General features: G+C 34.4%; 21 protein-coding genes, 9 tRNA genes and 1 pseudogene. 1 reads left to right on the top strand and 30 read right to left on the bottom strand.

Features of this window, described 5'->3' with window-relative positions:
- Positions 1-10: 10 nt before the first annotated feature.
- The 12 genes and pseudogenes from nrdI to MG_RS01300 form a co-directional block, all read right to left on the bottom strand.
- Entirely contained in the window at positions 11-472 is a 462-nt protein-coding gene (gene nrdI / locus MG_RS01355) for a class Ib ribonucleoside-diphosphate reductase assembly flavoprotein NrdI (protein ID WP_010869386.1), read from the bottom strand.
- A gap of 3 nt (positions 473-475) precedes the next feature.
- On the bottom strand, positions 476-1498 hold the full coding sequence (gene nrdF / locus MG_RS01350; RefSeq protein ID WP_009885766.1) for a class 1b ribonucleoside-diphosphate reductase subunit beta: 1023 nt from the start codon (positions 1496-1498) through the stop codon (positions 476-478).
- 5 nt (positions 1499-1503) lie between these two features.
- Positions 1504-1986: a dihydrofolate reductase gene (locus MG_RS01345; RefSeq protein WP_009885765.1), complete on the bottom strand. Its 483-nt coding sequence runs from the start codon at positions 1984-1986 to the stop codon at positions 1504-1506.
- Entirely contained in the window at positions 1986-2849 is an 864-nt protein-coding gene (locus MG_RS01340; protein WP_010869385.1) for a thymidylate synthase, read from the bottom strand. The genes MG_RS01345 and MG_RS01340 overlap by 1 nt, the downstream gene beginning before the upstream one ends.
- Before the next feature lie 75 nt (positions 2850-2924).
- Positions 2925-3292 (bottom strand): annotated as a pseudogene (locus MG_RS01335) (adhesin); the annotation flags it as partial.
- A 28-nt stretch (positions 3293-3320) separates the two neighbouring features.
- Positions 3321-4799 (bottom strand): APC family permease, encoded by a 1479-nt coding sequence (locus MG_RS01330; protein ID WP_010869384.1) that lies wholly within the window; start codon positions 4797-4799, stop codon positions 3321-3323.
- Complete coding sequence (locus MG_RS01325) at positions 4765-6234, bottom strand: APC family permease (RefSeq protein ID WP_010869383.1); 1470 nt, start codon at positions 6232-6234, stop codon at positions 4765-4767. The genes MG_RS01330 and MG_RS01325 overlap by 35 nt, the downstream gene beginning before the upstream one ends.
- A 45-nt stretch (positions 6235-6279) precedes the next feature.
- Positions 6280-7389 carry a cell division protein FtsZ gene (gene ftsZ, locus MG_RS01320; protein WP_010869382.1) on the bottom strand — a complete coding sequence of 370 codons (1110 nt, stop codon included), beginning with the start codon at positions 7387-7389 and terminating at the stop codon, positions 6280-6282.
- Between the two features lie 2 nt (positions 7390-7391).
- Positions 7392-8627 (bottom strand): MPN316 family protein, encoded by a 1236-nt coding sequence (locus MG_RS01315; protein ID WP_010869381.1) that lies wholly within the window; start codon positions 8625-8627, stop codon positions 7392-7394.
- A gap of 1 nt (position 8628) precedes the next feature.
- Positions 8629-9558, bottom strand: a complete 930-nt coding sequence (rsmH, locus tag MG_RS01310) for a 16S rRNA (cytosine(1402)-N(4))-methyltransferase RsmH (protein ID WP_009885760.1) — start codon at positions 9556-9558, stop codon at positions 8629-8631.
- Entirely contained in the window at positions 9548-9973 is a 426-nt protein-coding gene (gene mraZ / locus MG_RS01305) for a division/cell wall cluster transcriptional repressor MraZ (RefSeq protein WP_010869380.1), read from the bottom strand. Before mraZ ends, rsmH begins: the two co-directional genes overlap by 11 nt.
- Before the next feature lie 166 nt (positions 9974-10139).
- Positions 10140-10216, bottom strand: a tRNA-Arg gene (locus tag MG_RS01300).
- A 66-nt stretch (positions 10217-10282) separates the two neighbouring features.
- Between MG_RS01300 and MG_RS01295 the strand changes: the two genes are divergently transcribed.
- Positions 10283-10564: an MPN313 family protein gene (locus MG_RS01295; RefSeq protein ID WP_009885758.1), complete on the top strand. Its 282-nt coding sequence runs from the start codon at positions 10283-10285 to the stop codon at positions 10562-10564.
- A 31-nt stretch (positions 10565-10595) separates the two neighbouring features.
- Here the strand turns inward: MG_RS01295 and MG_RS01290 are convergent, their stop codons facing one another.
- The 18 genes from MG_RS01290 to MG_RS01205 all read right to left on the bottom strand — a co-directional run bounded on the left by MG_RS01290 (position 10596) and on the right by MG_RS01205 (position 25195).
- A complete protein-coding gene (locus tag MG_RS01290; RefSeq protein ID WP_014894000.1) occupies positions 10596-11009 on the bottom strand; it encodes a hypothetical protein in 414 nt (137 codons plus the stop codon).
- Positions 11002-12042, bottom strand: a complete 1041-nt coding sequence (locus MG_RS01285) for an MPN311 family protein (RefSeq protein ID WP_010869378.1) — start codon at positions 12040-12042, stop codon at positions 11002-11004. Before MG_RS01285 ends, MG_RS01290 begins: the two co-directional genes overlap by 8 nt.
- Positions 12043-12044: 2 nt before the next feature.
- Complete coding sequence (gene hmw2 / locus MG_RS01280) at positions 12045-17462, bottom strand: terminal organelle tip protein HMW2 (RefSeq protein WP_010869377.1); 5418 nt, start codon at positions 17460-17462, stop codon at positions 12045-12047.
- A gap of 17 nt (positions 17463-17479) precedes the next feature.
- A complete protein-coding gene (locus MG_RS01275) occupies positions 17480-18598 on the bottom strand; it encodes a cytadherence-associated protein P65 (protein ID WP_010869376.1) in 1119 nt (372 codons plus the stop codon).
- A gap of 147 nt (positions 18599-18745) precedes the next feature.
- Positions 18746-18821, bottom strand: a tRNA-Phe gene (locus tag MG_RS01270).
- A 2-nt stretch (positions 18822-18823) separates the two neighbouring features.
- Positions 18824-18897 (bottom strand) — tRNA-Asp (locus MG_RS01265).
- Position 18898: 1 nt separating this feature from the next.
- Positions 18899-18975, bottom strand: a tRNA-Met gene (locus MG_RS01260).
- 13 nt (positions 18976-18988) lie between these two features.
- A tRNA-Ser gene (locus MG_RS01255) sits at positions 18989-19080 on the bottom strand.
- 37 nt (positions 19081-19117) lie between these two features.
- A tRNA-Ile gene (locus MG_RS01250) sits at positions 19118-19194 on the bottom strand.
- A gap of 19 nt (positions 19195-19213) precedes the next feature.
- Positions 19214-19290, bottom strand: a tRNA-Met gene (locus MG_RS01245).
- A gap of 3 nt (positions 19291-19293) precedes the next feature.
- Positions 19294-19370: transfer RNA gene (locus tag MG_RS01240), tRNA-Pro, on the bottom strand.
- Between the two features lie 34 nt (positions 19371-19404).
- A tRNA-Cys gene (locus MG_RS01235) sits at positions 19405-19481 on the bottom strand.
- Between the two features lie 36 nt (positions 19482-19517).
- The gene (gene pyk, locus MG_RS01230) at positions 19518-21044 is read right to left on the bottom strand and encodes a pyruvate kinase (protein WP_009885755.1); all 1527 of its coding nucleotides are present in this window, start codon (positions 21042-21044) and stop codon (positions 19518-19520) included.
- A gap of 2 nt (positions 21045-21046) precedes the next feature.
- Positions 21047-22018, bottom strand: a complete 972-nt coding sequence (locus MG_RS01225) for an ATP-dependent 6-phosphofructokinase (protein ID WP_010869375.1) — start codon at positions 22016-22018, stop codon at positions 21047-21049.
- An 18-nt stretch (positions 22019-22036) separates the two neighbouring features.
- Entirely contained in the window at positions 22037-22660 is a 624-nt protein-coding gene (gene scpB, locus MG_RS01220) for an SMC-Scp complex subunit ScpB (protein WP_009885754.1), read from the bottom strand.
- The gene (gene scpA, locus MG_RS01215; protein ID WP_010869374.1) at positions 22644-24059 is read right to left on the bottom strand and encodes a segregation/condensation protein A; all 1416 of its coding nucleotides are present in this window, start codon (positions 24057-24059) and stop codon (positions 22644-22646) included. The genes scpB and scpA overlap by 17 nt, the downstream gene beginning before the upstream one ends.
- On the bottom strand, positions 24052-24858 hold the full coding sequence (locus MG_RS01210; protein WP_009885752.1) for a 1-acyl-sn-glycerol-3-phosphate acyltransferase: 807 nt from the start codon (positions 24856-24858) through the stop codon (positions 24052-24054). The genes scpA and MG_RS01210 overlap by 8 nt, the downstream gene beginning before the upstream one ends.
- On the bottom strand, positions 24851-25195 hold the full coding sequence (locus MG_RS01205; protein ID WP_009885751.1) for a holo-ACP synthase: 345 nt from the start codon (positions 25193-25195) through the stop codon (positions 24851-24853). The genes MG_RS01210 and MG_RS01205 overlap by 8 nt, the downstream gene beginning before the upstream one ends.
- Position 25196 lies beyond the last annotated feature (1 nt).

Genomic DNA, 25196 nt, shown 5'->3' with positions numbered 1-25196 from the left:
ACTATAAATACTAGTTGCTGTTTTGAAAGAAATTGGCAATTATTTTTTGGGTTTGTTCTACATCATTTTTTGTTCCCAAAAGTTCAAACTGATACAACAAAGGGACGTTTAGTTTTTTGGAAATAACAGTTCCTGCAAGACAAAAAGTATCTCCAAAATTAGTGTTACCAGATGCAATAACTCCTCTGCATAACTCCCTGTTATGCTTGTTATTTAAAAACTGGATAACTTGCTTGGGTACCGCTCCTTCAACCTGGTTACCCCCACCACTATAAGTTGGACAGATTAAAACATACTCATTACTTACAGTAATGCTTTGGGTTATATCAACTGGGATTCTTTTGTGTTGAAAACCCAGTTTTTCAATAAAACGGTGGGTGTTGTTGGAGATAGATGAAAAATAGACAATAAAAGGAGAACCAATTGGTTTTCTAATTTCAGTTTCCTTAACTAGTTTGATATCTTTATGCATAACTTAAAAGTTCCAATCATCATCATTTGTCTCTTCACTAACTCCCATCACATACGACGAACCGTTTCCTGAGAAAAAGTCATGGTTTTCATCAGCACGTGCTGATAGTTGGGCAAAAATCTCTGGTTTAATCCTGGTTTCTGCTGCAGTAAACGGGGAGTCATAACCTAAGTTCTGTAAAAACTTACCAGCATTGTAAACACTGAACTTAATGGCATCATCAACAATTCCAAACCCTTCATAAAGCTCTTTTAAATAGTCCTTTTCAAGTTCAATTAACCGATACATTAGTTCAAAAACAAATGCTTTCATCTCCTTTTGTTTTGCTAAAGGGAGTTTTTCTAGTTTACGTTGGTATTTATAACCACTGTAATAGTTATGGATCACTTTATCACGAAGGATTAAGCGGATAATATCAGATGTATTTGGTAGTTGTTTTCTTGATGACAAGTAAAAAGGCAAATAAAACCCACCATACAGTAAAAACCCAGGCATTAAAGCTGCTGCTACCTTTGATTTTAACGGGTCATTGCCCGTATAGTAAGGGATTAATGCCTTTGCTCTTTTCTGGAGACTTTCAGTGTTTACAACCCACTCATGAGCAGCGTTAATCTGTTCTGATGTACATAAAGTTGAGAAGATCGTTCCATAGGAACGGGCATGTACCCCTACCATAAAAGCAAAGTTTGCATAAATAACCTGCTCATGATCAGTTAGAGCATGATCAATTTGACAGATGTCACCAATGGTAGCTTGGATAGTATCAAGTAGTGTTAAACCAGTAAAGGTCTTAGTGATCAGATCCTGTCAATCCTTTGAGAGTTTCTTTCATGAGGGGATGTCATTGGATACAGGGATCTTTTCAGGTAACCAAAAGTTCTGAACAATCCTGTTTCACACTTCCAAATCCTTCTCATCATCAACCAAATTCCAGTTTACAGAACGTAAGTTGCCCTGAAAATTATTCTTTACATACCCAAGTGGGGAAAATGATTCTAAAAAGTACTTTTTATTGTTAGCTGCCATATCTCTTATTGTTGTTTCTTTCTATAATAATTAACATTAAATTCCTCAAACTCTACAACTTCATTAAGTACAAATTTACTGAGATCAACCTTCAAAAACTGATCACCCTTATACTTCTTTTTAATGATTGAAACAATTAACTGATCACATTCATTAATGGTCTGTTCATACACACTTTTTCCACCACAAATAAACAAATCCTTTTCTTTATTTGCTTGGTAACTTTTAATTAGTGGTCAAAAATCATTAATAACTTTCACTTCACTTCCCTTTTCTTCAAAACGGTAGTTTTGATCTTTTGAAAGGAGAAATATTGTTCTTTTTTCAAATACCTTGGGGAGTGATTCGTAAGTTTTTCTCCCCATTAACAAAGCTTGAAATAACGTAGTTTTTTTAAAGTGAGCTAGCTCTTGTTTAATCATCCAAGGTAAAGTGTTGTTATTACCTATTAGTCCTTCTTGTGTCATCGCTCAGATAGCAATTAGCATTAAACTGCAACCCTCCCATAGATAAATGGATGGTAATTATAACCAACTAACTCAATATCATCAAAACTATAAGCAAAGATTGATTTATCACTTTTCAAAACCACTTGAGGGGGGTCTAGGGTTGTTCTTGTTAGTTGTAATTTAATTTGTTCAATGTGGTTTTCATAGATATGTGCATCTCCTAGTGTATGGATAAAATAACCAGGTTTTAACTTAGTTTCATGAGCAACTAAATACACAAGTAAGGCGTAAGATGCAATGTTAAATGGGACACCAAGAAAGATATCACCGCTGCGCTGGTAAAGCTGTAAGCTTAGTTTATCTTCTTCAACATAGAACTGAAAGAGTGAATGACAAGGAGCCAATGCCATTTTTTCCAATTCACTAGGGTTTCAGCTTGAGACAATTAGCCTTCTTGAGTTGGGATTTTCTTTAATCTCTTGGATGACTTTTTTGAGTTGATCAACACCATTAAAATTACGTCATTGCTTGCCATAAACAGGACCCAAATCAGCAAATTGTTTAGCAAACTCATTATCAGTTTTAACCTTTAAGATAAATTCTTGGAGTGTTTCGTTTTGAAAACTTGGTGATTTTTTAAAGTTTTCATATGGTCATTCATTTCAGATGTTCACCCCATTATCAACTAAGTACTTAATGTTGGTATCACCCTTAATAAATCACAACAATTCATGGACAATTGCCTTCCAATTAACCTTTTTAGTTGTCAATAAAGGAAAACTATTAGTAAGGTCAAATTTCATCTGGTAACCAAAGACACTTAAAGTATCTGTATCTGTACGGTTTTTTCTTTTTTTACCATTTGCTAAAACATAACTAGCTAAATCTAAATACTGTTTCATGAAATTGTCTTTTAGACAGGTTATACATTGTATAAAACCGCTTTTTATTTTGTTTTTTTAATAAACATTTTAACAGTCACTGGTGGGACTGATGGAGTTTGGTAAAGCAGGATAGGTGGTTGTTTTTTTGGCTGGGGAGCCACCACCTTGAGTGACTTTATTATCAGAAGAATTGGGATTAAACGTGTTGCTACTACTACTAGGTTTCACCTGGTCAAGGAGATGCCATTATTGTTACCTTGTTTGCGATACCCTGCTCCTGTTCAGATGTCAGGTGAAAAGTTAGGTATAAACACCCACCGGGTGTTTTCTTTATTTAAATGTTGAGTGATCATTGATTTAACCCCAACATTGATGTTAGAAAAAGTGGGGAGGGGGGTAGAAGAGGAAGCGGAAGTTGAAGGGGAGGGGGAGTTGGAGAAGGGTTTGTTGTTGCCGATTCAAAAGCAATTTCGCTTAATGAACTGTAGATTAGCTATTGTTATTCATTAATTGGTATTTGTTTTTATTTTTCCATTCAGCATAACCAAAAAAACCAACACCAAGTAGATAAAAACAAATTAGAACAACTATCTTAAAGGTGTTAAACACTGTTCACTGATTAAAAGGGAAAAGTGGTACAAACAACAACACACTTACCAAAGCAAAGCTAATTACATAACTAACCTTTTCTCACAAGGGAATTAACTTCTGGTTTTCCTTTTTAGCAAAGATCATAAAAAAGAAGATAAAGGTAATAAAGTATTGGATCAAAGAAATGGCTGCAGCCATTTCAATGGTAACTGTAACCAACTGTTCAATAGCATTAAACAAACTATTGTTATTGTTGTTATGGTCTGGTAAAAAGGGGATTATTACCATAATTAGCATCACTAATAAAGTCATTAGATTACTAATTAAAACTGCATGATGATACTCATTATGTTTATTAGTTTTTGCTAAAAAAGAGGGTAAAAACCCATCTTGAGCTAAAGCTACATATTTTCTAGCTGTTGTAATTGTCATTGATAGGCGTGATGCTAAGGAATTGACAAGTAACCCAAGTCCATAGATAACAAGTAAAGGAACTCCTCCTACCAAACGGTAGATAGATCCATAGTTATTAATTGCCTTGGGATCTTTATTACCTAATGCTAATCCATAACCTCTAATCCCATCAAGTCCACTGATAATAACAAACCCAACTAGGTAAAGTAACACAACACACCCAAAGGCAATTAAAAAACACTTTCTTAAGTTATTTGACTTGACATCAGGAGTAATCGAAGCTAAATCCTCTGTCCCTGCAAAAGCAATGGTTAAAGCCAGACTAATAAAGATAATCTTGAAAAAATCAATGTTTTCCCTAGTCCCAATTAAATTGTTTTCAACAAAACCTTTACCATTGGTAGTACCAATTAAATAGATCCCTAAGATAAACCCACCTATTACTACTATCCACTTAATAACAGCAAAATAAAAGATTGCTTTCTTGTTAATTTTTAAACCAAATAACGAGATAAAAGTAAGTAAGCCAAACAACAAAAACCCACCTACTAAAAGGCCAATAATGATGTTATTATTCGCTTTAACTACTGGAATATCTGCAAAGGAAAAGATTAATACTGCTGGAATAACAACACCGTTAAAAGATCCTGTTAACGATACATTCCACCCACTTAAAAAAACAAAAAACCTTTTTGTTTTACTGTTAGTACCAACTGCTTTTTTAGCAATTAAATAACTCCCTCCATAAGCACTATTACCACAGAGAACTGAAAGGCGAGAAAAAGAAAGCACAACTCCTAAAATAGCAAACGAAGTTAACCCTAAAACAAGATAGGAAAATGGCCCAACATCAAACATGGTCATCACCACTGATATAAAGCCAAATCCAGCAATATAGTTAAAGACAAAAGCAATGAATTGCTTTTCACTAAACTGTTGTTTGGGTTGTTTGTTTGTTTGCATTTTGCTTGTTTTTATGTTTGTATTCTTGGAGCAAAAAAAGTACCAATCCTATCAGGCTTAAAACCCCATATAACACAATTGTTAATGTGTGTTTAGTTTCCCATTTTGAAAATCCATCTATAACAGGAAACAGATAAACCAACAACATTAAAACAATGACAATTGTTCCTAAACAAAACAATAATTCTTCAGTTGTTTTAACCCATTTTTTCTGGTAGAGTGGTTCTTTTTTATAGATAAACTTAAAGATTATAAAAAAAACAAAAATATATTGTAGCAAAGTTGCAGCTGAGCCAACAGATGCTGCATACTCAGTAGCATTATCAAAATCAAAGTTAGAAGCAACTAAAGGGATAAAGACAAGCAAAGTCATTGCAATTAAAGTAGTACCAAAGGTAAACCAAATTGCATTCTGAAACTCACCTTTTTTGTTTTGCTTGTAAAAGAAACTAGGTAAATAGTTATCATAAGCAAGCGGAAGAATCTTTCTGGAGTTGGCAATAATAGTTGAAAGTCTGGTTGAGACATTGTTAAACAATGCTCCAACTCCATAAAAGATTAAAGTCCCAAGCCCAGCAGCTTTTTTAAAGATATCCGCTACATTACCAATTGAATTGGCTTCCCCACCTCTTTGAGCAATGTTTTGCAAACCATTTAGAATAATAATCCCAATGAAATAAAAGAGGAAAACTGCTATAAAAGAGACAATTAATATCTTTCTAAAGTTATTAGTTTTAACATCAGGAGTCATCACTGAGATATCTTCAACCCCTGCATAAGAATAAAAGAAGGTAATAAATACCGTTGCTATCTGTGCAAAACTAATCTCTCTTCTCCCAAAAAAACCACTTTCTAAGTTATTGTTTTGACTATAACCATTACCATCTCTAGCAATAACATAGATTGCTACTATTAGTGCTGAGAGGATCACAATCCACTTTACTGAAGCAAATAGTGCTATTAGTTTCTTGTTTAGTGAGGTTCCTTTGGTTGAGATAAATGCTAGTAATACATAAAAAGAAAAACCTATTGCAATTAGGATTCAAGTGTTAACTAAGTTACCTCTAATCCCATCAATACCACTAAAGGAATTGAGGATAAAAAGTGGTGCAGTTGCTGCTGAAAGAGGACCAATGATAAAGTTATTTCACCCCGTAAAAAAGCTAAACATTCTCCCTGCTATCTTCTCTTTATCAACCGCTTTCTTAGCCCAAAGATAAGGCCCACCATAGTTTTGACTATCTATTGATGAAAGCCGTGCGAATGATAAGGTAACAATTAAACTAACTAAGCTAACAAGCAGAAAGATTAACCAAGAAAAAGGTCCTAAGCGAAACAGTGAGATAGCAGTAGCAATAAAGCCAAATCCAGCAATATAGTTAACAACAAAAAGTAAGAACTGCTTTTCGCTAAACTTCCGATTGATTTGACCCATAAACTATTGCTTAAGATAGCAATTCTAAACGATAAATTAAATTAATTAGTAGATTTGGTTTTGGTGCTTAACATATTTCATGCCAAGTTCTTTCAGCTCATCTAAAAGTTTCAACTTATTTTGGTTGTTTTCAGTTGATTTATTATCAATGGGAAGCGAAACTGGATTTTTGTGTTCACTGAGGATAAAAATTTGGATATTAGGGATGGTTGTCACAAAATCAACCCCTAACCTAATCTCAAGTTGGTAGTTGTCAATTTTAGTTCAGATAATATCTTGGATCTGCTTGAAGTTAAGCTTGACTATCTTTTGGTTAATGTTAGCTTTCAATAACACTTTTTTAGCTCCTACTATAGAGTGGTCAAAATAACTAACTTTTTCAAAGTTCTTAAACTGTTTAGCAAACTGTTCTATACTATCTTTACTATCAAAGCTAAAACTAAAGGGGTGAGTAACAGTAAAAAGCTGTTGATCTTGGTTAGTTTTTTTGGTTTGAAAAAAGGCACGTACATCTTCAAAATCAATGTTTTGCTGCAAAGGAATAGTAATTAGTTCTATTAGGTTTTTAATGGCACTGACTATCTCTGTGTTTGCTAGTTGGTAGATACCATTTGTACATTTTTCATTACAAAATAGCATGTAACTATCAGTTGCTTTGTTGAGAATTTCAAGCCCCTTAGTGGCTTTGTTTCTCACTGTTAATCCCTCGTTTAAAGATGGATAGGTAACAATAGCAACATTTAAGATCTTCTTAGTTTTTAAGATCTTGCTAAAAACTGGGGTAGCACCTGTACCAGTACCCTTACCAAATCCAGCAACTAAGATACAAAAATCATACCCATCTGTAAGTGTATTAAACTGTTCTTGAAAGCTTATTGCTAAACTAGCTCCTTTAGCTGGATCACCCCCCGCTCCAAAGCCCTTGTTAGTATGGTCTTGAATTAAGAGTTTATTTTTAACATTCGTTTTAAATGCAAGGTGTTGTAAATCTGAATTTATAGCATAAAAGTGGATGTTTTCACTTGCTAAATTAGGATAGTGATAAAGTGATGCATCAACAATGTTATTACCAGCACCTCCAATCCCAAAAACACCAATTTTCAGCTTGTTTTTAACTTGGTTTAACTTGTTGAATTGAGTTTCATTTTCATCCATAGTTATTTAACCAAGCGTTGGACAAACTTTGTTAGGTGTTTTGATAAGATCATGAAGTGTTTTTTTGGTTTAGGTTTTTGAATATTATCAGCATTTGTGAAATCAAAACTAATTTGGTTTTTGATTCTATTGGTAATCTGCAAGCTAATCGCTTCACAGCTTAACAGGTAGTTTTCACTAATAAACTGGATCTTGTTCTTATAAATATCAACAGTTTTAAACTGGGGATTGATAAGTGCAACATTAGCTTGAAAAAGGTTGGTAATTTGTTTTGATCTTGTATAAAAATACAATAGCTTAGGTAAGGTTTTAAACTTGTTGAAAAAAGTTAGAGAACCACTGTTAATAAAATCAATTAAGGTTTTGATCTTGTCACTAACTGTTTGCATTAAATCACCAATAGTCAAAGCCTTAATCTCTTTGTAACTATCACCATCTGTATAGGTCATACCAAGCGAATAACAATCACCAATCTTAGTGGTGTTATCAACTAAAAACTCAAGCAGTGGTTTGTTTTCCTGGTTAGCTGGAATATCAATAAAGTGGTTTTTACCAAACTGGTTGGTAATAACATCAACTAAAGCATTGTCCATAAATAGCATCAGTTCAGTAGTTTTTTGTCCTAAATAAACAAACATGTTGTTTTGTTTCTTACTTAAGGAGTTGGCTAATGCTAAGTGGTGACTAATAATTTTCTTAACCTTAAGATTAACGTTTCTTTTTAAAAAGAACTTCAACTCCCCGATCAGGTTACTTTTAGAGGAATATGCCACTAAATTAGCTACATAGCTCTTGTTAAATGCAAAGCTTTTGGTGATCTTATTGTTAATAACATCATGGTAGTTTAAAACCATTGTATCCATAACTGTTAGTTGGTTATTTTGCTCACAAAAGCGTTGTTTTTCTTTTTTAATCATCGCTTTATGATCAAAATCATAACCAGTAAAAAAGATCTCACTCTTGAAATTATGGATCTTCAAATCATCAATCAGTTCAGCGAGAACAACAACTACCTTTTCCAGTTTAAAACCAAGAAAATAGTTAGCTTGATCAACTAGTTGGTTTAATGCTAACTTGAGTCTTAGTTTGTTTTTCAACTGTTGTTTTGAATAAAAGCCATCGTTATCAATTGTTTGGTAAAACAAGATGTTGAACTGGTTTTGATCATCACTAACAACCAGTTGGATCTGATCCTTATAAAAGGTTAATACGCTGTTAATATTTTTTGGTTTGTACATACTAGTTTTTTTGGATAACAAAGAGTTTGGCACTACGCGAACGCGGGTTTAATTCAAGTTCTTTTTGGGAAGGTAGGATTGGTTTTTTTGTAATTAACTGGTAAGCAGGAGTGAGTTTAATGGGTAGAGCTTCAGGTTGGATAAAGCTGGTTAGTTTTGCAATGAAATTCCTTACAATTTTTTCTTCAATGGAGTGAAAAACAATCACAAGAAACCTGCTGTTGTTTTTTAAAAGATTAGGGATAAAAGTTAACGCAGTTTTCAGATTAGTAATCTCATCATTAAGATAGATCCTAATTGCTTGAAAAACTTTGGCAAGATAGTTTCTTGATTGGTATTTTTCAAATCCAGTAGCACATTCTTTTACCACTTTTGCTAGTTGAGTTGTGGTAAGATTTTTTTCAGTTTGAACTGCTTTTTTCAATCCAATAGCAATTGGTTTAGGGTGTTTAATATCACCATACTTTTTAAGGATTAGACTTAACTTTTGTTCAGTTAAGTTTTTTAAAACTGTTAGTGCGGTATTTTTCTGATTGGATTGGTCCATACGCATGTCAATCGGTCCATCATTCTTAAAACTAAAACCGCGATTAGGTTGGTTGAGTTGATGGCTTGATACACCAAGGTCCATTAAGATCCCATCAAACTTGGTTATTGATAGTTGTTTAAGATGAACTGGGAAGTTAGCAAAGTTATCGTGAATAATAACAACGTTGTTGTTTTTAAAAAAAAGCTTTTGGCAAAAATTAATACTTTCTTTATCAACATCATTAATTGTTAAAGTTCCTGTTGTTAGTTTTTCTAAGATCTTTTGACTGTGTCCTGCAAACCCTGCAGTTAGATCTAAATAGTTACCACAAGGGTTAATATTGAGGTTATGGATCACTTCATTGATCAGTACACTCTGGTGGATCTGTTGGTTATTTAGCATCTTTCATCCTTTCAGCTACTGTCTCTAGTGATTCTGAACTAGCTAGATATTGTTCATATTGCACTTTATCCCAAACTTCAAGATGGTCAAATTGACCAATTAACACGATCTCTTTATCTAACTTAGCATCACTAATTAGGTTATTAGGGATTAGGATTCTGTTTGCACTATCAAGTTCAACTAGATTAGCATTAGCAAAGATTAAGCGTTTTAATGTTCTTGTGTCTTTTTGGGTGTTAGGGAAGTTATTAAAGGTTTGAAAATAACTCTCAAAGTCTGCAGGTTTTCTAATTTCCAAACAGTTTTCAAAGCCGCGGTTAATAACTATGCTGCTATCAAAGAAACTACGGAGCTTAGCTGGCAAGCTAATTCTGTTCTTGTTATCAAGGGTAAGATTAAAGGTACCTAGCAGCATTTTTTCCACTTTGTCACACTTTGCGACACTTTTAAACACTTTTATCTTAGCATAAAAATTTCTTTTTGTCCAAAATGAAATGACTACAACTTAAATTAACCCTTGATAAACTACAAAACAATAAAAAAGCCTACCAGTTATTTAACTGATAGGCAAATAAAGTTAATGGCGTCACCAACAGGAATCGAACCTGTAACCCTCAGCTCCGCAAGCTGATACTCTGTCCTATTGAGCTATGATGACAGTTGATCAATTATAAAACTTTGGCACTTTTAGATTTAGATGTGATTAATAGACAAAAGGAGTTATATGTATAAATTAGAAAAAGCACAAGCTAAGCAAGTTGTTGGTGGATTATCTTTCTGAACTTTTAGTGCAGGACTTATTATGATAGTTAATGCACTTACTGGGGTTGCACATGCAGTAAATGACATTTTTCAAAGTACCACAGCTAATGCCAATGGTTCTGATGATGATAATGAGAATAAAAATAATAGTTATCGCTCTAAAAGCAATTACTTTAACACCGCACGGTTTAAACTAGGATTAACCCCAGGTAGTTCTTCCTATTCCTTTCCAGTTTTTAGTTAAAACTACTGTTGTTAACACTAAAAAAACCAGATTAAGATCTGGTTTTTTTATTGCTTTTTTTTGTTTGAATTTGGGTTGGTTTAGCTTTGGTTTGTTGAACTTGTTTTGATTTGGGCTTGGATTGTTTAGGTTTTGTTTGTTTAGTTGATTTACTAGTTGGTTTTGATTTAACAGGAGTTTTCTTTTTAGTTGCTTTTGGTTTTGCTTTAACTGGAGGAATAACTGCTGGTTGATCAATCTCTTTAACAACAGGGGTTGGGATTAGTAAAACTGGAACAGAGATTAACTCTTCATGACCAATAAAGTCACTACTTTTAATGGCAACAGGTTTTTGTTCATCACTCTTTTTAAGTTCAACTGCAGTAGTTGTTAAACTAAGTTCATCTTGATCAACATGCCGCTCGATCCACACCTTTTGGAGTTTTAGATCACTATCACTATTCATTATGGGTATTTTTTTCAAGTAACTGGTGCGCATAATGAACTATGTCATCCTTACTTAGTTTCGGTGGCAAATTACTTTTGAAAACAGGACGGGTAATAAAGTTAAGTGGTTTTTTCTTCTGTTGTTTTTTCAAATCAGTAGGTTTGAGATCAACTTGGGGTTGGAAATTAGTGTTGTTAGTAGGTGTAACAACTTCAACTTCAGGTTGACTAACAGTTGGTTTTATTAAGCTGGGTGGGGTAACAATTAACGGTGGTTCTTCTTGGTGTTTTGCTAATAAAGCAGCTTCCAATTCATTTTCCATTGAACTTAAGATAGCATCTGTTTCACTATCAGGTCAGTTCAGGTTTAACTCATGATCATTAGCAATATCAGGGGGACCGAACATCACTTCACTATTTTGAACCTGTTCAGTGGCTATTTTAGCCTCTGTTTCTATCTGTTTGAGAGAACTGTCAATCTTTTGTGATAACTTTTTAAAGCGCTGACGGAGAGTGATGATAAATTGTCTTAAGCCAATTTCCCGTTGGATTGGATCAGGATCACTTAAAAGCTTGTTAAAAAACGAGTTTAAGACAGGGGTATATTCACTACCGCCAATAACATCAAAGATCTTTTCAAGGGTATTGATAATTTTTTCAGTATCACTGAAATGTTCATCAACAAGCTCCTTTAAGTTGTTTAAAAGCTCTGTTTTTTGTTGATAAGAATCAAAACTTCTGCCCAACAAATTAACATACTCCAACTCTAGTTGTTGTAACCCAACCAACGAACAGCGTTCCAGTAAAAGAAAACCACGTTTTGCTTGCTTTTGCAGTGTTTCTTTGCTGAAGTTATGGAAACTGGATTGGTTTTGGTTGTATTCCTCTTCCTTTTTATCAGTAACTGCAGTGGCACTTGCTTCTTGATTATCTAGTGAAACAAGGATTTGCTTTAGTTCATTGAGTTGTTTAACTAGGTTAGCAATCACAAGATCCGCTTCATCATCACTCTCAACTAAAGTGTTTAGTTGTTGATATTCATTATTAACCATCTTTATTTACTTGCTGCTTTTTGGGCAATCAACCTTTTAATGTTGTTAATTTCAGCATTAAGTTGGGCAATTTGCTGTTGTTTGGTGATGTTAGGGGCTGCAAAACTAGTAGGTTGTTGGACAACAGCTGGTGCAGGTTGAAATTGTTGTTGGAATAAGTTTTGTTTTTCCAGTTCTTGGATTCTAAATAACAACTGTTGTTTATCACTGTCTTGATAAGAAGGAGTTGGTTGATAGGAACTTGGTTGATAGGTGTTGTGTTGGTTAACTTTCTTGGTGAGATAGTTAATTTTCTGATCAAAATCATTTAACCTACTCTCAGTTTTTTCAAGTAGTTTTTCCATCATTGATTCCACCTTACTAAACTCACTTTGCTTATTATTAAGTTGGGATTCTAGTTGGATTTGATCAAGTTTTTTCTCAAGTAAATTACGTTGTCTACGCAATTCATTTAACTCATTTTCATAGCGTTGTTGCATGAACTGCAGCTGCTGTTCAAAAAGCTGACGAATTTGCAGAGTATTATCATCTTGCTTTTGTTGAGGATATAGTCAGGGGTACAAGTAAGGAAAGGCCATATCATTACCGTTAATTTTAAATAACGGTGGGAAGAAGTTTTTAATGTCTTGTTTTTCAGAATCGAAAGTTTGGGTTCTTAAGCGGTTGATTTCTGTTTGGTATTTCTGTTCTGCTAATTTCATTCTATCAACCAAGCGCAACACCCGCATCTCCTTATCATGGAGTTGGCGTTTAATCGTTTCTATCTTCTTATTTAGAAGTGAATCTTTGGAATTAATAGCCCTTTCTCTTTCGATTAGTGATTGTTGTAATAACTTGTTTTCATTTAAAAGCTCATTTAACTCCTTGCGTTGTTTATTGGTTGAATCAATGTCTTGATCAACCTTATCTTTAAAGGCTTTTAACTCTTTTTCTTTAAAGTCAATAGTGTTTTTTTCAATGTTAAGTTTGTTGGCTTGTGCTTCTAAGAGGTTGGCTTTCCTTTGGGTCTCTTTTAAAACTAACTTAACCTGACTTTCCTTTCTTTCAATCTCATCACGCATCTTTCTAAAGTATTCATATAAGCGTGATTTATTCTTATCAAACTCCTTCTTTTGGAAGTTAAGTTCTTCCATCCCCCTTTTATAACTGTTTTCAATCTCTTGGATTGCTTTGGTTTTAAAGTTGTTGGAATTAGTTTGGGTTTGCAGGGTTTTTTGCAGTTCCAAGAGCTTTAAGCGTTGGTTTTCAAACTCTTCACGTTGTCTTGAGAATTTTGCAAAATCATTGTTGAGTTTGGTTTTTCTTGTTTCTAATTCAACCAGTAACTTTTGCAGTTCACCTTCCTTCTTTTTAACTTCTTTATGTGATGCTAGGATCGCATCAGTAGCTTGTTTACGTTGTTTTTCAAAGTAAGAAATTTGATCTTCGAGAACTGCTCGTTTTCGTTCTGTTTCATTGGAAAGGAAATGGAGGTTACGTTCATTTTCTTTCAAAAGACGGTTTTTATCATCAACTATGCGCTGTGCTTTTAACAGTTGCTTTTTTTCAAAACGTAAGTCATTTGCAAACTTAGTTAATCTAGCGAAGATAGAACGATGTTTTTTATCTAATTGATCTTTGGTTCTCTCTAAGTTTTCCTTCAGATCAAGTAAATTGGTGTATTTCTGTTGGAGTTGTTGCTGGGAGTATTCAGCCTTATTCTTATTAGCAAGATAGGTTTGGGATAAGTTTTTTAGTTCAACTAGCTTTTGGTTTAGTGCCTTTTTTTCATCACTAAGTTTTTCACACTGAGTTTTAATAGCAACTAGTTGGCGTTGTTTTTCAATGTCAAAGTTTTGCTTTTCAAACTTGAACTGTTCTAGTTGTAAAGTAGCTTGCTGTAACTCTTTTTTCTGTTGTTCATCACGCTTATCAAACTCTAGTTTTTGGATTGCTAACGCTTCTTTTTGGAGTTTTAGATTGGATGCAAAGCTTCTTAAGCGCTTAATTAAAAAGGCTTTTTTAGCATTAGCTTCATTACTAAAGCGTTGGAAGTTTTTGCGTTCTAATAAGAACTGTCTGATCTGACTGTTAAGTTGATCACGGTTAATTTGGGTGTTGTGTTGAACCTTATTTAAATTAGTGAAATCAGTAGCCAGTTTTTCTCTTTTTCTCTCTAATTCAACGTTGCTTTGACTTAAACTTCTTCTGATCTTTTCAAGCTCTTCAAGTTCCCTTTTCTTAGCTTCATCAAAATCAGTATATTCCTTTTCAAACTGTTTAAAGCGTCAGTTGATCTCCTGATCTTTGCGTTGTTGATCTTGCTCTTTTGCAAACAACCTTTTCCCTTTTAAAGCTAAGAATTGGTTACGCTTTTTCAACTCATAGTGGAAAGCTTGGATCTTTTTGGTGAGTTGTTCACGTTGTTTTAAAAGTGATTCATTAGCTTGGTTGAAAGCAGTTTGCTCAAGGTTTAACTGGTGTTGTTCACGTTCCAGTTCTAGCTGAGCTTGTACTGTGTCTTGCTTTTGGTTTTGCAGCGCTTGAAACCTGTTATCAAGTTCTAGTTTGACCTGATTATTTTTTTCAGCTAACTTGTCAAGTTCACGTTGCTTAGCTTCAATTTGTCTAAATTCTTGGTCCTTTTGGAGTTCAAAAACCTGATAGTCTTTTTGTAGATCACTAAAAGCAATCTTTAGTTCTGTTTCCTTTTGGGTTTGCTCACTTTCCTGTTTTTTGGTCAGTTCATAAATCTTTTGGAGTTGACTAGTTTTATTAGACCAATGGCGCTTAAAACCAGCAACATTTTCAGCAAACTCACGTTGCTTTTCAAGCAGTGCACTACGTTCTAAATCAATTAGTTTTTGGGTCTCTTTAACAGTTGCTAGTTGGTCCTGTAGACTCTTTTGATCCGCATCATGGTTTAAAAAAGCATTATTTAACTCATGGGTTTTTCTATCTAGCTCTGCTTGTTGCATATTTAAAGCTTGATGTTTATCACTCAACCTTTGTTTAATAGCATCAACCTCCATAGTTTGTTTCTTACGTAAGTTCAAAAAAGCTTGTTTTTCTCTGTTAAGTTTATCAAGTTCACCTTCAAAGTAAGCTTGATTTTGATATGAATGTTGTTTTTGGTTAGCCTCAAGGGTTTGTAATTCTTGCAACCGTTTTTGTAAGCTAAGTTCATACTCATTGAGTTTTTTTAGTGAATCATTGTGAAAATCAGCAATCCTTTGTTTGGCGTTTTGCAATTCACTGCGTTCTTGGTTAAGTGATTGGTTGAGTTGTGCTAAGTCTGCTTGGATAACTTCAGCATTATTAACATCATTTAACAGTTGCTTTTCAGTTGCTTCTATCTCCTTTTCTTTAAACTTGATTGCCATCTCCCGTTCAGCTAAATTTTTAGAAGCGTTCAGTGAAGTTTGGGAAAAATCTTGGAGTTTTTTGCCCAATATCTCCTTTTGTTTTTCAACTGATGCAACCAACTCCTTGTGTTCCCTTTGGTTGATTAACCGTTCTTGCTCAAAGCTTTTTGTAAGCTGATCAAGCGTTTCTTTTTGTTGTAATAACTCCTCACGTTTTTGTTGTAACCGGTTTGATAAAACCGCAGCATTCCTTTCAAAGTAAGTACGTTCTTGGAATAACTTTTGTTTTTCTTGTTGCAAGTTTTCATACTCATTTTGCAACATTAGTTCAAAATCAGCACTCTTTGACTTATCAGTTTTTAGTTGGGAAAACTCATTGGCAATCTGTTGTGCTTTAGTGTTAAGATCTTTTTCTTTATCTTCAAGTTTGATAAAGGAACGTTCCAATGCATGTTTAGCTTCAAACAACTCCTGTTGTTTAGCTTCCAATTCATTTTCAAAATCTGCTTGGTGTTGTTTTAACTGCTTTTCAAAAAACAACAGTTCATTTTCCTTCTGATCTTGTTTTTGTTTTTTAACAAGGTATAGTTCTTCAAGCTCCTTACGTTCTTGAGCAACCTTTTCTTTGAGTTGAAAGATTGCTTCACTATCAACTTTTTTTTGTTGATCTAAGAGGTTTCTTTCTTTGTCTAGCTCCTTTTTAGCATACTCTAAGTTTTGGAAGTGTTGTTTTACTTCATTCTGCTTATCTTTGAGTAGTTGACTTGACTCACGTTGGTGTTCATATTCCAAAGATGCTTGGGTTAAAAGCGTGTCAATTTCCCTGCGTTTTTCAAATAGTTCCCGTTCTTGGTTTAAAAGTTCCTCGCTCTTAGTGGCACTTTCATTTTTAAATTCATTAATCTTGTGTTGTAAAGCCTTATATTCAGTTTCAAGCTTTAAGAGGCTATCAGACTGTTTTTGTTCAAACTCATTTTGCTGGTGTTCTAAGTGCTTAGCAAACAGTTCATTTTCCTGCTGGAGTTTATTGATATCAATTAAAGCAGATTGTCTTAAGTTAAAAAAGGCCTCTTTTTGGGTATTTAAACGGTCTTTTTCTTTGTTTAAAGCAACTAACTTATCCTCAACATGTTGAGCATTTTGCTTGGTAATACCATCTTGAAAGCTAAGTTGTTTAGCTACATCATCAAGTTCAGCTAAACGGGCATTAATGTAAAAATCAGCATCATCTATCTTTACTCTTAGTGCTGATTCTTTATCAACTAACTCTTGTTTGGTGAGCTGGATCTTGCGCTCAAGTTGACTTAACTCATCTCTATAAGTTTGGTATTGGTGTTTAAACTGGATCTGATTTTGATCGATGTTTTCATAAACATTTTGCAGTTCATTATCTGCACTAACTAACTCTCTATAGGTATTTTCATACTCAATACTTAATAATCTTTTTTGATTCTCAAGTTGATCAAGCTCATTGTAAAGTTGATCAATAACATTTAGTAAGTAGTTCTTTTTTTCAACTGTGATGTTGGGGTTTTGCAGTAAAGCAACGTTATTATCAATCAGATTTTGGTTACCATTAATCTTTTGGTTTAAGCGGTTAATGGTTTGGTTTTGATTTTCTATTAAGCGGTGAAAATCATTTAGTTTATTGTGGTAGTTAGCTTGGAAGTTAGCTAAATTAGCATACTTGGAGTTGAGAAAATCAGCGTTTTCTTGTTGTAAGCGGGTTAGTTCATTCTTATAAAAACGGGTTAAGTTATCAAGTTCACTAACCTTATCAACCATGTGGTTCTTTTGGAACTGGAAGTTTTTATATTCATTAACCAAACGGTTTAGATCAACTTCCAAGTGGTTAATCTTTTTATCAAGTTCAGGATTATCTTCTGCTTGATTCTTCAAGCCCTTAAGGTTTTTAAGTTCATCTTCCAGGCTTTTAATCTCTTTTAAAAGCTGGTTTTCGATCTTATCAACATCGGTTTTAGAACGATTTTTTTCATACTCACTTTGGAGATAACCATCATCAAAACCAATGTCATAAATTGGTTGCAGCGAAGGTTTTTTATCAAATGGTTTCATTAGTTAAAACACGCTTTTTATTCATAGAAGTCATCACGGTAACCCCTTCTTCTAAACCCAGCGTAAATAGGTTCATCATAGTAAGGTCTTATGTATGGATAGGGTTGAGGGTAGTATTGAACTTGGGGTTGAGGGGGTAATGTAGTTCTCAATAAATTCATCATTAGTGCTTTTTCAAAGACATTGGTCATACTATCACCACCATTTGGTAACAATTTTTCATAGTAATTAGGATAAGAGTTGTGCTTTGAAAGTTCACTTAGAGATTCAAAATTCCTGGTTAGTTTTTGCATTCTGATCTCCAATTCATTGATCTTATCATCAAGCTTTTGGGTATCAAAGTTAGTTCTTAATTGCTTGCTTTGGTTTTGAATCTTTTGTTCTAAGTTATGTCTAATTGCTTCTAGATTAGCAGTGTTTTCATTGGTGTTTTGGATTGTTTTATCAAGTGAATACAAGGCATTATCCAGTTTGCTTTTAAGTGAGTTTAAGCGAAAGTTATAGCTATCAAAATCACTTTGTAAAAAAGAACGGATCTTTTCAAATGGTAGTTCATGGATCTCTCTAACTACTTGAGGTGGTTCTTCACCAAACATTTCCTGTTCAGCTTTTTGCTCTTGAGGTGTGATTTCAAATGCTGGGGATTGGTTGAATCCAGGTTGGTTAAATTGTTGGTTATTTAGATCAAAACTAGGCTGGTTAAATTGTTGCTGATTAGGATCTTGATAGTACTGGTTTTGATCAAAACCAGATTGGTTAAATTGTTGTTGGTTAGGATCTTGGTAATACTGGTTTTGATCAAAACCAGCTTGATTAAATTGTTGTTGATTGGGATCTTGATAATATTGTTGGTTAGGATCAAATCCTGGTTGATTAAATTGCTGTTGATTGGGATCTTGGTAATACTGTTGGTTTTGATCAAAACCAGCTTGATTAAATTGTTGTTGATTGGGATCTTGATAATATTGTTGGTTAGGATCAAATCCTGGTTGATTAAATTGCTGTTGATTTGGATCAAAACCAGATTGGTTAAATTGTTGTTGGTTAGGATCTTGGTAATACTGGTTTTGATCTTGGTTAAAAGGTTGGTTTGATGCTTGTTGGTTTTGTTGAAAAGCTGATCTATTTTTTTCCATGCGCTTTAATATGAATTAAACAGCTGAAGACACTATACCAATAATTCTAACTTATATTAAAAATATGCAACTGCTTGCTATAAAAATATTTTAATTGGTGGTAACACTAAAAAAGCCCCTTTTTAGGGCTTTTTTAAAAACTTTTAATGGTGGTCTCGGGCAGAATCGAACTGCCGACACACGGTTCTTCAGACCGTTGCTCTACCGACTGAGCTACAAGACCAATGGCGGTTCCAACGGGAATCAAACCCGCAACCCCTCCGTGACAGGGAGATATGTTATCACTACACCATGGAACCATGGTTGCGGGAGAGGGATTTGAACCCTCGACCTTCAGATTATGAGCCTGACGAGCTGACCAACTGCTCTATCCCGCGATTAAATATTATTTGGCGGAGACTGAGGGATTCGAACCCTCGCGTGCTTATAAAGCACCTCTCGGTTTTCAAGACCGAACCCTTCAGCCGCTTGGGTAAGTCTCCACAAAATTGCGGCAAATATGATTCTAACACAGCAAAGTGGTGGATCTAACAGGACTTGAACCTGTAACAGACCGATTATGAGTCGGGGGCTCTAACCAATTGAGCTATAGATCCTTTAATATTTAAGTAACTTTGGTGGCTGGAGTGAGACTCGAACTCACGACAACCCGGGTATGAACCGGGCCCTCTAACCAACTGAGGTATCCAGCCTTTTGGTCGGGAAGACAGGATTTGAACCTGCGACCCCTTGGTCCCAAACCAAGTGCTCTACCAAACTAAGCTACTTCCCGTTTGCACATGGAGAGTAGTTAACTTTCATGTACATGGAGGTGCCTGTCAGATTCGAACTGACGATATGGAGGTTGCAGCTCCAGGCCTTGAGTCCACTTGGCTAAGGCACCGTGTACAATATTTTACAAACTCTCACCAATTTTTATCTAAAGATTGATAATTGTTTCATTATAGACAGCTAAACACTGTTTGAGTTTTTCTAAATCACCATAAGCCTGATAGTGGTTAATTGCTTTTCAAGCAAGTTCAATCAGTTCAGCTTTGGTTAGCTGGTTGGGGTTTTTATCAATTAAATAACAGAAGATCCCATAATCAACACCATGGCCAGTGTAAACCCGTTTGTTGTTGGTTAAAATAATAACTGCTGCTGCTAAGCGTGCGTTTGATAATGCATAGATCCTGTTAATGTTATTAGTAGGATAGACAATAAAGTCATACTTAAAGGCACTGTTAACAAGTTTTCTTTTAGGAACAGTCTTTTTTGTTAAAGGTAAAACAACGTTGTGTCAAAACCTACTTTTATTTGCCGTGGAGTTTTTCAAATAATAGTTAACGTTATACTGGTAATCAAAGAAGGTTTCTGATTGTTTATCAATCTTTTGCATCACCGCTACTGCATTTAAAGGGTAAAGCCCACTAGCAGTTTCCCCACTTAACATAGTTGCATCATTACCCCGATCAACTGCAAAGTAAACATCAGTCACTTCAGCTCGGGTTGGTTGGATGTTTTTTTCTAGTGAATCAAGCATTTGGGTTGCAGTAATAGAACGCTTGTTAAAAAAGCGACAAGCTTTAATCATGTACCTTTGTCAGTAAGGGACTTGGTAATAAGGGATTTCAAGGCCCAAATCACCCCTAGCAACCATAATCCCATCGCTAGCTTTAATGATCTTATCAATGTTATTTAAAGCATGATTAGATTCAATCTTAGCGATGATCTTCACCCCACTAGCATTCTTTAATTTCAGATAATCTCTCAGTTGTTTAATATCTGCAACAGTATTAACAAAAGAGGCAGCAATATAGTCAATACCTTGGCTTAAACCAAAGTCAATATCCTTCAGATCCTTTTCACTGAGAAAAGGGATAGAGTACTGTGCGTTGGGTAGGTTAAGTCTTTTTTTAGTGAAAACTGTGTGGTCGTTTTTTGCAACACAGATAACCTGGTTATGTTGTTTGTCAACCCTTGTGACAACCAGGGTTAACTTACCATCATCAACAAGGATTTTCTGACCTATATTCACATCATTAACCATGTTGTATTTGCCACTAGCATCACTGACAGCAAACTGGTTGTCACTAGCGATCATTTTACTCATGGTGTTGATAATCACTTCACTATCTTTGGTGATTTTCAAACCCTCTTTTTTAGTTTCTACTATCCTGATCTCAGGACCATTTGTATCTAACATAATAGAAACAGGGATGTTCATTGCTTTCGCTACATCCCTTACTATCTTGATCCTCACTTGTTGTTCTTCATGGGTACCATGAGAGAAGTTAAGCCTAATCACACTAACCCCACTTTTAATAATTGCTTCAATGTTGGCATAAGCAACCTTTTTAATAGCTGCATACTCATTATCATCAAGCATCTTTAAGCTAACCAAGCTTTTTGTTAAAGCTGGGCCACAGGTAGCGATTATCTTTGTTCTTTTTAAATGGTCAATCATCGTTAAATAATTGCAGTGTTAACTTGGTTAAGTAACTTGGTTCTATCAGCTTTTGGTAAATTAAAAGCAGTGTTAAAATCATAGTTAACTGCTTGGTTGTTTTTCATCCCTATTACTTGACTGTTGGCATTATTTACAACCAGATCAATCGTGTGTTTAGCCATTAAACTAATCTGAAAGAGTTCGATACTATTAGGACTAAAGCCCCTTTGGGTGTGTCCTAGTGAAACTAGGTTACACTTAATTGCGTTGTTTTCAAAGTGCTCTTTAACCATTTCTAAACTAGGTAAACCGTTCTTACCATAGATGTTTTCACTAACCAAAACAACACAATAGTTCTGGAATTGCAACACCTTTCTCACTGCTTTTTCAAAGCCATTGAGATCCAAGCTATTTTTGCTAGTAACAACAAAACTAGCATTAGTAGCTAACCCCCCAAAGATGGTCAGATCACTACAATCACGCCCCATCACTTCTATGATTGCTAAGCGGTTATGGGATTTGGTGGTGTGATAAATTGCTTCAACATTAACCCGAATTGCTTCTAAAGCAGTTCAAAAACCAATGGTAAATTCACTGGAATTGACATCATTGTCGATCGTACCAGGTAAACAAAAGCAGTTTAATCCTAATTCACTGAGTGCTTTAGCACCCATATAACTCCCATCCCCACCAATAACAACAAGGTTGTTAATACCACGTTTTTTGAGGTTTAAAACTGCTTGTTTTCGTAAGCTAGGATCTTGAAACTGTTTGAAACGACTTGATCCTATTACTGTTCCCCCCATAAAGAAAAAGTCAGTTAAATCAAGTTCCTTACTGGTGATAAAATGGTTGTGATACAAGCCATAATAACCGTTTTTTACATAAAAAACTTCCAATTGCTTTGCAATTGCATATTTGGTTAGATAAGCGATGGTGGCATTCATCCCACTAGCATCACCACCCGAAGTTAAAATAGCTATTTTATCCATGTTGTAAATTATATAAGGTTATTCATCACCATAGCGGTTGGAATCAAAAAAGCTACCTTGCTTAAATTTATCAAGATCAAAATGCTCAATCTTAGGGAGTTGATCTAAGCTATCAATGCCAAATAAATCATAGAACTTAGCTGACACTTCATAAATAAAAGGTCGACCTGGTTTATCAGTTCTCCCTAACTCCACAATTAACTCTTTTGCTATTAGATCATCAACAATTTGAAAAGAATCAACTCCCCTAATTTCATTAATTCTGGGTCTGGTGCAAGGTTGGTTGTAAGCAATGATAGCCAACACTTCCATTGCTTTGGAATTAAGGGGATTTTTGACTTTATGAGCCAATAATAAGTGGAGATAGTCTTTGATAATTGGTTTTGTTACCAAAGAAAAACTATTACCAAATTTTTTCAACTCCACTCCTGATTGCTCATCATCTGCTAACTTCCTTTCAAGTGCTAAGAGTGCTAATTTCACCTTTTCAATCCCTGCTTTTTTAAAGATCCTAATTAGTTCTCTTAAAGTGATCCCTTTCGCGCCACAAACAAATAACAACCCATAGATACTAGCAACCAAGTTAGCTTCTTTGCTAGGTTTTTTTAGGGTAGGGGTGGCAATATTAATTGTTGTTTTCATCTTTTAAGTTAGTTTTATCTAAGTAATTTTCACCATATTTCTTTTTTAGATAATCAGCTCGCTTTTGTTTGTTTTTGATAGCTCTTAGTTGCTTGTTTTTAGCAATTATCAGTTCGTTTTGCTGTTGTTGAGCTTGGATTCTTTTTACCATTTCATCTGGTGATTCTTGGAAGGTTTTCAGTTGGTTTTCATCTAGTAAAAAGATGTAAAGTTCACTGTGATAATCTTTTTGTTCCAAACCTATTACCTGGTTGTTTAATAGCACTAAAAGTGCCACAAAAGCAGTAACAAAATACATTAAAGAGATAGGATGGTTAAGTTTTAATAACACCCGCTTTAAAGAAACTGTTTGGTAGTTAAACTGTTTGATTGCTAAAACCAACTCCTTTTGAACCTGTTCAACTGATAACTCTTTAATGGTGATGTTTTTATTTGTTAGAAGAGAGCTGAGTCTCATCTCCAGTAACTTGTTCATAGCATGAAAGAGTTTTAAGACACTAATATAGTTAGGGAGTTGATCTTCAACTGTAACAAGTTGATCATTAGCTGTTTTGATAAATTGCTCCATCTCATTAGCTTTGGAAAAGTAAGCTAAGCGGTTAACCCTGAGTTTTTCAAATTCACCCAGTGAATCACAATAGCGTTTGTGTTCCACTAAGTTAGCGATCATCTTATCACGAAAGTTATTAGTAGCTAAATCATATTCCAACACACTCTCTTCCTGATGATCATTGAGCAGATTATCTGCTTTTTTAGCGAGAATTTTGCTTGTAATCACCAGATAATCAGTGATCTTTTCAATGGCTTTTTTATTGGTGTAATTTGCAATGATATTGAGATATTGTAAGGAAATCAAGCCAATATCCACATCATTTACACTTACCTTTTTATCAACTAAAAGACTAAATAAATCAGTTAGGTTCCCAAAGAAGTGGTCTGTAACAACAGTGAAAGGTGGTTCATAACTACTTTTTTTATCAAAATAACCAACTTGATGGTTCTTGAAATTAGTTTGTTTAATTAAAACAAAGTCGTTTCAATTACAGTTAAACTGATCTTTAGATTTACTAGTGGGATTGATAACTATTAACTGGTCAATCTCATTATCAAAAAGCTGAACTAAAGTGGGGGTTGCAAAGATAATTAGGTCATTATTATCAACTAAAAGTTGCTGGTAGTTGTTAAAAACTGTGAGTTTTGAATTTGGGGTTAATTCGGTTTGCAAATTATCACTAAAAACTGCTAATTTAAACGGTTTGAGTTGTGCTTTTCATGCTTGAAAGCTGGGATAGTCAACAACGATGGTTTTAGTTAGCATAACCACTTTAAAGTGGTTGAGAAGTTCAACACAAAGTTGGGGGTTAAAACTGTTGCTTTTATCAAAAATTAAACTAATCATTGCTTGGTTTTTCACTAGTGTATGCATCACTAATAATGCTTCTAATGTTATTAGCAAGGTTATTAGAATCAATCTGGTTAAAACTAATTGGGTTAATTAGCTTGTTAAAGATTACTTTAACCTCATAGTTTGAACTTTTCTTAACACCATGTTCTTTTAGCCTTTTGTTTGATTCCATCTTTCCTAAGCTACCCACAATACTAACTGGTAAGATAGGTACAAAAGCATTGTAAGCAACCTTTAGTGCTCCTGGTTTAAATTCCCCAATGTCATTACTTAAAATCCTAGTCCCTTCAGCAAAAACAGCAATAGCAGTGCCCTGGCGAATTAGTTGTTGTTGGGTTTCCAATGCATTGGCAATTTGTCTGATGTTTTTTCGATCAATAAAAACACAATCAATTAATTTCATCAGTTTAAAAAGGACTGTATCTTTCAGTTCAATCTTAGCAACAAAGGTTAATGGTGGACTATTTTTCAACCTGCCAAAGGCCTTAATTAATACTAAAGGATCAAGGTTAGATTTGTGGTTAGCTACCACTAAAACTGGTTTTTTAGGGATAATCTTGTCATTTACTGTCACTACTTTAATTCCCTTAATGTAAAGTCACATTGATACCAATCTATACACCTTTTTGAATCGGATTTCAGGGGGATAGTTATAAGGGAGTGATTCATAGTTTTTACTAGTAATTAAACAAGCTAAAAAGCTTAATAAAAAGTAAGGAAAAACAACTGGTAAACTCAGGATTTGTAAAAACCTTATTATGAATCTAAAACTTGTTTTAAATAGTTTATCCATTTTGTTGTGCTAAACAGATAGCACTAACATGGCAATTAGTGTAACTAACTGATAACAACAGGTTGATGTTTTGGATAAATTCACACCGGTACTGGTTGTTAAGTTTATAAATTTCAAGTTTAGTGAAAAGTGGTTTGATGTGACTGGTAGCTTTATAAATCGCTTCTTTTAAAGTTCAATGCACTGCTAGAAAATTAGCTCTTTGGTTATTGTTTAGCTTTCAATAACTGTTTAGTTCATTGCTAGTTAACAATCGTTTAGCAAAACAATCACTAGTTTCAACTAAAGTTAAGAAGCGCTTTAATTGCACAACATCAATCCCTATCCCAACAACCATC

Source organism: Mycoplasmoides genitalium G37, from assembly GCF_000027325.1.
Classification (GTDB): domain Bacteria; phylum Bacillota_I; class Bacilli_A; order Mycoplasmatales; family Mycoplasmoidaceae; genus Mycoplasmoides; species Mycoplasmoides genitalium.
The sequence above is the reverse complement of the archived record's forward strand: the minus strand, read 5'-3'. Positions and strand labels throughout refer to the sequence as shown.